We start from the raw sequence: 8,604 nt of genomic DNA on the forward strand, positions 1-8,604 counted from the left end.
GCCGCGCTCGCCCTGCAGGGGCTCAAGACCTTGGTCATCGACCTCGACCCGCAGGGCAACGCCAGCACGGCGCTCGGCATCACCGACAGGCAATCCGGTACGCCCTCGTCGTATGAGGTGCTCATCGGCGAGGTTTCCGTCAAGGACGCCCTGCGGCGCAGCCCCCACAATGACCGCCTGTTCTGCGTACCGGCCACCATCGACTTGGCCGGTGCCGAGATCGAACTGGTCAGCATGGTGGCGCGCGAGAACCGGTTGCGGACGGCCCTGGCCGACCTGGACGATCTCGACTTCGACTACGTCTTCGTCGACTGCCCGCCGTCGCTGGGGCTGCTCACCATCAACGCGCTCGTCGCCGCGCCCGAGGTGATGATTCCGATCCAGTGCGAGTACTACGCCCTGGAGGGCGTGTCCCAGCTGATGCGCAACATCGAGATGGTCAAGGCACACCTCAACCCGCAGCTCAACGTCAGCACCGTGGTGCTCACGATGTACGACGGCCGGACCAAGCTGGCCGACCAGGTCGCCGAAGAGGTGCGCCGTTACTTCGGAGCCAAGGTGCTGCGCACGGTGATCCCGCGCAGCGTCAAAGTCTCGGAGGCGCCGGGCTACAGCATGACCATCATCGACTACGACCCCGGATCGCGCGGGGCGATGAGCTACCTCGACGCGAGCCGCGAGCTCGCCGAACGTGATTGACCACCAGCCGTGAAGGGACGACCATGACGCAGCCGTTACGCAAGAAGGGCGGCCTCGGCCGGGGCCTCGCTTCGTTGATCCCGACGGGCCCCGCCGAGGGCGACTCGGGTCCCGCGACCCTGGGCCCGCGGATGGGGGATGCGGCGGCCGACGTGTTGATCGGGGGACCGGGACCCGACCTGGCCCCGGCGGGCGCGGTGTATCGCGAGATCGCGCCGTCCGACATCGAGCCCAACCCACGCCAGCCGCGGCAGGTGTTCGACGACGAGGCGCTCTCCGAACTGGTGCACTCCATCCGCGAGTTCGGATTGCTGCAGCCGATCGTCGTGCGTGCCGTTCCCGGCGCCAAGACGGGACCCCGCTATCAGATCGTGATGGGGGAGCGGCGCTGGCGGGCGGCCCAAGAAGCGGGGCTCGCCACCATCCCCACCATCGTGCGCGAAACGGGCGACGACAATCTGCTCCGCGACGCGCTACTCGAGAACATCCACCGGGTGCAGTTGAACCCCTTGGAAGAGGCGGCGGCATACCAACAGCTGCTCGACGAATTCGGCGTCACCCACGACGAACTCGCCTCCCGAATCGGCCGCTCGCGACCGCTGATCACCAACATGATCCGGTTGCTCAAGCTGCCGATCCCGGTGCAGCGGCGGGTGGCGGCGGGCGTGCTGTCGGCCGGCCATGCCCGCGCCCTCTTGTCGCTGGAAGCCGGGCCCGAGGCGCAAGAGGAACTGGCCAGCCGGATCGTCGCGGAGGGACTGTCAGTGCGGGCGACCGAGGAGGCGGTGACGCTGGCGAATCGGGCCGGCGCGACCACCCCCGCACCCCAGCGTCGCAAGCCGATCCAGATGCCCGGCCTCCAGGAGGTGGCCGAGCGGTTGTCGAACGCCTTCGACACGCGGGTGACGGTCAGCCTGGGCAAGCGCAAGGGCAAGATCGTCGTGGAGTTCGGGTCCGTTGACGATTTGCAGCGAATTATCGACATGATGACCGCCGCGAAAGCATGACCCGCCATACCCTGTAATTACGTCACTGTGACACCGGAGCGGTCACGGACCGGCAACGACCGGGGCTCGTCGTCGCGGCATTACGAAAGCGCATGCGTTTCAAGGATTTTCGGTAACGAAACGGGTGAGACGCTAACGCGCCGACCGTGCCTGGGCCGGGACCGGCCCCTCGCGGCCAAAGCTGGCCCGATTGCGACATCCTCTCCTATCCTGGAGGGGTTGCCGGTGCAATTGGCTGCAGTACCGCACAGGAGCCAGGAGGCTAGTGTCCGCTCGAATCACACCGTTGCGCCTCGAGGCGTTCGAGCAGCTTCCCAAGCATGCGCGCCGCTGCGTGTACTGGGAGGTCGACCCGGCGACCCTCGGTAACCAGGACCACCTCGCCGACCCCGAGTTCGAGAAGGAAGCGTGGCTGTCGATGGTCATGCTGGAGTGGGGCTCGTGCGGTCAGGTCGCGACCGCGGTCACCGACGACAGAAGCCACAGCGAACCGCCGTGCCTGGGCTATGTCTTCTACGCGCCGCCGCGGGCGGTGCCGCGCGCCCAGCGATTCCCCACCGCTCCCGTGTCCGCGGACGCGGTCCTGCTGACGTCGATGGGTATCGAGCCGGGGCAAGCCACCGACGACCTGCCGCATGGTCTCCTCGCCCGGGTGATCGATGAACTGGTCCGGCGCGGGGTGCGGGCCCTGGAAGCCTTCGGACGCACCCCGGCGGCCTCGGAGTTGCAGGATCCGCAGGCGGCAAGCCCGGACGTGCGGCCGGTGCTGGAGGCCGTTGGTGATTGCTCGGTGGACAATTGCGTGCTGGACGCCGAATTCTTGCAGGCCGCGGGTTTCGTTGTGGTCGCGCCGCATCCGTACTTTCCGCGGCTGCGACTCGAGTTGGACAAAGGCCTGGGATGGAAGGCCGAAGTCGAGGCGGCCCTGGAGCGACTGCTGGAAAACGCACAGTTGCAAGAGCCGGTCGGAGCCGGGACCGCCGCGGGAAATACGTTGCGCGGCGTCGAGATCGGCTAGGAGCCGCCGAGCCGGCTGGCCCGCTCCACCGACAGTTCGTGAGCCAGCAGTTCGGCGAAGGTGAAAGTACCGGTCGGTCGGTCGTTCTTGCCCAGCAGGTAGAGCCGCTTGACCGCGGCGAGAATTCCTTCGGCGATGGCGTCGCGCGTTTGCGTGGAGATCAGCATCGCGCGATCGTTCGGATTGGTGATGTAGCCGACGTCGACCTGTACGGTCGGCATCCGGGTCAGGCGCAGCAGATCCCACGTCCGGCCATGTGTCCGGCAATCCCGTAACCCCGTGCGGGCCACCACTTCTCGTTGGATGAAGTCCGCGAGGTTGCGCCCGATCGTGGAGACCGAGCCGTGTGAGTTCCCAAAATGAAAGGAAGCGACGCCGTTGGCCGCGGGGCTGGGCTGGTTCTCGCAGCGCAAGCTGATCATCAGGTCCGCCCCGACGTTGTTGGCCGTGGCGGCGCGTTCGGCGTCGGACGGGCTGCGGTTGACCGGTCGCGAAAGGAAGGTCTCCATGCCGATGGCGGTCATCCGTCCCTCGAGCCGGCTCGCCAAGTCCCACAACACGTCTGCTTCGCTGACCGGTCCCGACGGGCCGTGCATCAGCTCTCCGAGGTCCGTGCCGCCGCGGCCCGGATCGATGATGATCCGCTTGCCCGACAGCTTCGGCCCGGAGCGCCGGACCAGCTCTTCTTCGCGAATCGCGTGCGGGGAGCCGCCCGTGACTCGGGAGCTCAGAAAATACAAGGAACGCAACGTTTCTGGGCCACAGATGCCGTCTGCGGCCAGCCCGTACTCACGCTGATAGGACATCAAGGCGTTGTGCGTCTGCAATCCGAAGTGTCCGTCGACCAGGCCGGTGTAGAAACCGAGGTCCTGAAGCCGGGCCTGCAGCGTCGCGACGTCGTCACCGTAGAGGGGGGCACCGAACTGGTGATAGAGCGTGCGCGCGCCGAGCCGGTAGGACGCCTCCTTCAACGCGCGGTAGGTGGCCTCGCCGACGATGCCGTCGACCAGCAGGCCGCGGTGCTGCTGGAAGGCCCGCACCGCCTGGTCGAGTTCGACGTCGAAAACCTCGGCGGGCACAAGCCGGCCGGTGGTGAGTTCGTCCTCCGGGGTGTCGAGCAGCCCTAGCGTTGCCAGCGTCGCCCGGATTTCGGTCACAGCTGCGCTGCGGTCACCACAGCGCAGCGCATCGCCGTATTCACGGCGCGGACTCGACATACCAAATGCCCTCCGGGACACATTGACAGGCTCACATCTGGGCAACAGCTAACAGCAATTGTCGCAGATGGATCGCCTAATCGGGAAAACCCCAGGCTGAACGCGGGGCGTGGTGCGGCGACTTAATCCAGGATCAGCTCAGGTTGGGAACCGCGTCCGAGAGCTCGCGCAGCAGCGCCGCCTTGCCCTTGGCACCGACGATCCGCTTCACCGGTTGGCCGTCTTTGAACAGGATCATGGTCGGAATCGAGACGACCTGGAAATCACGCGCGGTTACCGGGTTGGCGTCGACGTCGAGCTTGGCGATCGTGAGCTGCTCGCCTCGCTCGCTTGCGATCTCCTCGAGAACCGGCGCGACCATCTTGCACGGCCCACACCACGTGGCCCAAAAGTCAACCAGCACAGGCTTATTGCTGGACAACACCTCGGTGGAGAACGATGCGTCAGAGACTTCGATTGTGGCCCCGGCTTTTTCGGCGTCGGTCATTGAGGTGCTCCAATCATCTCAGTACTGCCAGGAAATTCGGTTGCGTCGCTTTGGGCGGCCGAGCTCGATTCGGCGTGGTCGGCCAGCCAGCGTTCGGCGTCAATGGCCGCCGAGCAGCCGCTGCCGGCGGCGGTGATGGCCTGCCGGTAGGTGCGGTCCACCAAGTCGCCTGCCGCGAAGACGCCTTCGATCGAGGTGGCGGTCGTGTGGCCCTTGACCAATACGTACCCGTCGGGGTCGGTGTCGAGCACATCGCGGACCAACTCCGAGCGTGGGTCGTGACCGATCGCCACGAAGACGCCCGTCACGGGCAAAGTGGATTCCTCCCCAGTCACGTTGTCGCGCAACCGCAAACCGGTCACCGTCTGATCACCGTCGACGCCGAGCACGGCCTTATTGGTCAAGATGGTGATCTTGTCGTTGTCCCGGGCGCGTTCCAGCATGATGCGTGACGCGCGGAACTCGTCGCGGCGGTGCACCAGGGTGACGCTGCGCGCGAACCGGGTCAAAAAGGTGGCCTCCTCCATCGCGGAGTCGCCGCCACCGATCACCGCGATGTCTTGATCTTTGAAGAAGAACCCGTCACAGGTCGCACACGAGCTCACGCCGCGGCCCAGCAGCTCCTGCTCGCCGGGCACCCCGAGGTACCGCGCCGCCGCGCCCATGGCCAAGATGATCGCCCGCGCGCGGAAAGTCTCGCCTTCGGCGGTGGTCACCGACTTGACCGGCCCGTCCAGCGACACCGACTCGACGTCTTCCATCCGCAGATCGGCCCCGAACCGGAGCGCCTGTTCGCGCATCTGGTCCATCAGCTCCGGGCCGGTGATGCCGTCACGGAATCCGGGGAAATTCTCCACCTCGGTGGTGGTCATCAACGCGCCACCAAACGACGTTCCCTCGAAGACCACCGGGGCCAGCTGCGCCCGCGCCGCATACAACGCGGCGGTGTACCCAGCGGGACCCGAACCGATGATGATCACGTCGTGCACAGTGTCGGCGGTCATAGAACCCTTTCAAGAAATCGTCCCTGGATTCGTACAAACGCCAGCGTAGGCACCGCTGTTCCCGGACGTCGGTCAACCCATCGCACCACACTAAGGGCGGGGGATCTCCGTGTTGGCCAACAGGCCGGTGTCGGCGGCGCTGCAGTTCAGTGCGACCGCGTAAACCGCCAGGCTGCGGGGAGCGTCGCCCGGCACCACCAGCACAACGCCGGGGCGAGCGTTGATCTCGACCGGCCGGGCGCCCAGCACCTGCGTGGACGCCGGGTAGCCCAGCCCGGTGAGGCAGGAGGCGCGCCGCGCCGGGTCGCCGAGCGGGCCGTAGTCCGGCGCCTGGGTAAGCAGGCCGAGAATCTCGTCCCGCGACAGCGGGATGGCCATCGGCGGCGTCGACACCGTGATGTGCTCGGCGGTCACCCCGGTGCTGGGGGCGGGCTCGGGCGCGCCGATCAGCGCCGCGGTGCCCACGCCGACCGCCGCGAGCAGGGCACCGACGCCGGCCACCCCGGCGACCACCCGCGCGGGCCCAACCCGCGGCCGGGCGGAGTGCGCGACGGGCTGGCCGGTTTCCGCCGATTCCAGCGCGGCCGAGATCCGGGCGGTCACCTCGGGAGGTACGTCGGGCGCCGGCGTGGCCCCCAACGTGGCGACGTCGCTGCGGGCCCGGTTGAGGGCGCGCAGGACTTTCTCGGCCTCCGGGTCGTCGCGAACCCGTTGACGCACGCGGGCCGCGGATTCGTCGTCGAGCAGGCCGGCCTGCAGGTCGGCGAGGAGCTCAACCGTCAGGGGCGGCTCGTCGCCATGGTCGTCGGCTTCACCCATCCGCCCCAGTGTCCGTCATGGGTCGCTTGACGGCCATGGGTGGGGCCGGGTCGGCCGCGGCGTTCAGGTAGCCGAGAAGTTCGGCGAGGCGCACGCGCGCCCGGGCGCATCGACTCTTGACGGTGCCCTCGGCGACACCCAGCAGCGCGGCGGTATCGGCCACCGAGTAGCCCTGCATGTCGACCGCCACCACCGCGGCCCGCTGCTCGACGGGCAGCCGCATCAAGGCGCGCTGCACCATCATCGCGGTCTCGACCTGGGCGGTCCGATCCGCCACCGCGTAGACGTCCTCCAGCGGGACGGTCGGGTGAGACTTGATGCGCCGCAGCCGGTCCAGGCACGCGTTGACGACGATGCGGTGCAACCAACTGCCGACGGCGGCGTCATGCCGGAACGCACCGGCGCCGCGGTGCGCCGAGAGCATGGCGTCCTGCAGCGCGTCCTCGGCGTCCTCGGCGGTACGGGTGGTGAGCCGGGCGAGGCGGTGCAGCTGGCGTTGGTGGCGCAGGAACAGTTCGCCGAAGGCGTGGCGGTCACCGGCGACATGCGCGGCCAAGAGCTCGGCATCACTGCGTTCGCGCTGGATGTCTCCCCGGGAGCCCACGGCCGGACACTAACCAATTGGTGGTGGGGCGGCACTTCACCATCGGGCGGATCTGTGAGCCGGTCAGGAAGCGGCCTGGACCGTGATCTCGAAAAAACCGGCCTGGCTCTTGCCGTTGGTGGTTCCCAAGGTGGAGATCCACACCAACAGGTTCGAGGTCGGGGACCCGGCTCGCACCGGGATCACGTTGTGGCCGGGCTTGAGTGTGAACGCGGGCGCCAGCACGGTGGTGTCGTTCAGGAACGCCGGTGACGCCGTGGACGACGAGCGGATCTCGACCTTGGTCCCGCTGCTGGGTGTGTCGATGGTGACCTGGCCGATCACCGTCGCGCTCGGAAGCTGCAGCATGAGCCCTTCACCCTGCTTGAAGTTGGGGAACGGGACGGCGTCGGTGTAGACCTCGGTGGCCCATGCGGTGGTGGGATCGCCGTCGATCGCCTGACCGGCCGTGCTCGCGTTGTCGGCGTCACCGTCGGGCGAGTAGACCGTCGCCTTGGTCGGCTTCACGACGCTGCCGGCGGCCGCCGAGCTCGGGGCCGACGCCGAGGTGGACGAGGACGGGCCGTTCAGCCCGAGCTCGTCCTTGTTCAGGCCGCCACCGACGTTGCCGAAGATCTTGCTCACCACCGACGCCAAGACCAGGAGGGCCACGATGATGACCGCAAGGCCGGCGCCCATGCCGATCAGCAGGTTGCGGCGCCGCCGCGCGAACGTTTCTTCGTCCGGGGCCACGGATTCGCGGGCGGTCGCCGGCGCGGGCGAATCATCGATCGGACCCAGCACCTCGGTCCGGTCGGCCACCGCGGTCGCCTGCTGCAACAAGTTCAAAAGTGTTGAGGCACTGCGTATCCCGCCGTCTTCCTGAACCGCCCGCACTGCGACGGCCGAAATCTGGAAGGGAATGCCGCGGTCGATGATCATCGGTTCGACGGGCTGGCCCGTCGAATCCCGTTCGGCCGGGGCGAGCCCACTACGCACGCTGGACTCGGTGAGCGGCCACCGATTGACCAGCAGGGCATACAGCGCGGCGCCGATGCCGCGGATATCGGCCTGCGGGCTCGCGTCGGGCATGGTGGCCGGGTAAGCGAGGACGACGTCGCCCTCGATGCTGACGCGGACCCGGCTCGGGTGGTCGATCGACAATGCGACGCCGGCCCGGTGGGCCGCGTCGGCGGCCGCGGCCAGCGACTGCATGGCGCGGACGGCGCCGACGGGAGACGGCGCGGTGTCGGCCACCTCCTGCAGCGAACCGCCGCGCACCCACTCGGAGACCACCAGGCCGCCGTGCCCGGTGTGGACCACGTCGAGCACCCGGGCAATGCCCGGCTTGTCGATCCGGCTCAGGCGCAGCGTGCGGGACAGGATCTCTTGCAGCACGTCGTCCGGCAACGCCCCGTCAGGGTCGACGAACGTCAGCGCCACCTGCCGGTCCAGCGCGGTGTCCAGCGCCTGCCAGAACTGCAGGGGCGGCGCTCCGCCGTGGAAGACCAGCAGCCGGTAGCGGCCACCGGCGATGCGGGCGCCGGGAACCAGGTGGACGTCGTCTCCCGACGGGTCCCCGCCGCGATCCCTGGGCGCGTCGAACGGGGCCGGACCGCGCCGCGCTTCGGGTGGCAGGTCGCCATTCGACGGGCGCGGCGCCGGTGATTCCGGCGGGCGTTCGGCGGGGATGTCGGGCTGGAAGTCGTCGGCAACCGGTCGTGGCAGCTCGGCACCCGACGCGGCACTCTCGATAGGGCGGTCGGTCAC

8 protein-coding genes and 1 pseudogene are annotated in these 8,604 nt (G+C 68.3%); 3 read left to right on the top strand and 6 right to left on the bottom strand.

The genetic code is table 11. The annotated features are described in order from the left end of the window. The 3 genes from A9X05_RS11200 to A9X05_RS11210 form a co-directional block, all read left to right on the top strand. Window positions 1–699, top strand: a 699-nt coding sequence (locus A9X05_RS11200; RefSeq protein WP_067781333.1) for a ParA family protein, incomplete at its 5' end; no start/stop codon positions are given. A 23-nt stretch (window positions 700–722) separates the two neighbouring features. Beyond that, window positions 723–1,706 carry a ParB/RepB/Spo0J family partition protein gene (locus A9X05_RS11205; RefSeq protein WP_067756325.1) on the top strand — a complete coding sequence of 328 codons (984 nt, stop codon included), beginning with the start codon at window positions 723–725 and terminating at the stop codon, window positions 1,704–1,706. Between the two features lie 265 nt (window positions 1,707–1,971). Continuing rightward, window positions 1,972–2,724 (top strand): acetyltransferase, encoded by a 753-nt coding sequence (locus A9X05_RS11210; protein WP_067756328.1) that lies wholly within the window; start codon window positions 1,972–1,974, stop codon window positions 2,722–2,724. On the opposite strand, the gene A9X05_RS11215 is transcribed toward A9X05_RS11210, so the two are convergent. From A9X05_RS11215 to A9X05_RS11240, 6 genes and pseudogenes are all read right to left on the bottom strand, one after another. Beyond that, window positions 2,721–3,941 carry an N-acetylmuramoyl-L-alanine amidase gene (locus tag A9X05_RS11215; protein ID WP_067756331.1) on the bottom strand — a complete coding sequence of 407 codons (1,221 nt, stop codon included), beginning with the start codon at window positions 3,939–3,941 and terminating at the stop codon, window positions 2,721–2,723. The genes A9X05_RS11210 and A9X05_RS11215 overlap by 4 nt on opposite strands. Window positions 3,942–4,074: 133 nt before the next feature. Further along, entirely contained in the window at window positions 4,075–4,428 is a 354-nt protein-coding gene (gene trxA / locus A9X05_RS11220; protein WP_067756334.1) for a thioredoxin, read from the bottom strand. Next, window positions 4,425–5,432 (bottom strand): thioredoxin-disulfide reductase, encoded by a 1,008-nt coding sequence (gene trxB, locus A9X05_RS11225; RefSeq protein WP_067781336.1) that lies wholly within the window; start codon window positions 5,430–5,432, stop codon window positions 4,425–4,427. The genes trxA and trxB overlap by 4 nt, the downstream gene beginning before the upstream one ends. Window positions 5,433–5,522: 90 nt before the next feature. After that, window positions 5,523–6,251, bottom strand: a complete 729-nt coding sequence (locus A9X05_RS11230) for a hypothetical protein (protein ID WP_067756339.1) — start codon at window positions 6,249–6,251, stop codon at window positions 5,523–5,525. After that, window positions 6,244–6,855 (bottom strand): RNA polymerase sigma factor SigM, encoded by a 612-nt coding sequence (gene sigM / locus A9X05_RS11235; protein ID WP_067756342.1) that lies wholly within the window; start codon window positions 6,853–6,855, stop codon window positions 6,244–6,246. Before sigM ends, A9X05_RS11230 begins: the two co-directional genes overlap by 8 nt. Before the next feature lie 63 nt (window positions 6,856–6,918). Next, window positions 6,919–8,604, bottom strand: a pseudogene (locus A9X05_RS11240) (murein biosynthesis protein MurJ); the annotation flags it as partial.

Source organism: Mycobacterium sp. E3298 (assembly GCF_001666895.1).
In the GTDB taxonomy this organism is placed as follows: Bacteria; Actinomycetota; Actinomycetes; order Mycobacteriales; family Mycobacteriaceae; genus Mycobacterium.

What these genes read in the sequence shown, in the direction of transcription:
- trxA (WP_067756334.1), bottom strand. Translation starts at nt 4,428, where the DNA reads ATGACCGACGCCGAAAAAGCCGGGGCCACAATCGAAGTCTCTGACGCA.
- trxB (WP_067781336.1), bottom strand. Translation starts at nt 5,432, where the DNA reads ATGACCGCCGACACTGTGCACGACGTGATCATCATCGGTTCGGGTCCC.
- A9X05_RS11215 (WP_067756331.1), bottom strand. Translation starts at nt 3,941, where the DNA reads ATGTCGAGTCCGCGCCGTGAATACGGCGATGCGCTGCGCTGTGGTGAC.
- A9X05_RS11230 (WP_067756339.1), bottom strand. Translation starts at nt 6,251, where the DNA reads ATGGGTGAAGCCGACGACCATGGCGACGAGCCGCCCCTGACGGTTGAG.
- A9X05_RS11205 (WP_067756325.1), top strand. Translation starts at nt 723, where the DNA reads ATGACGCAGCCGTTACGCAAGAAGGGCGGCCTCGGCCGGGGCCTCGCT.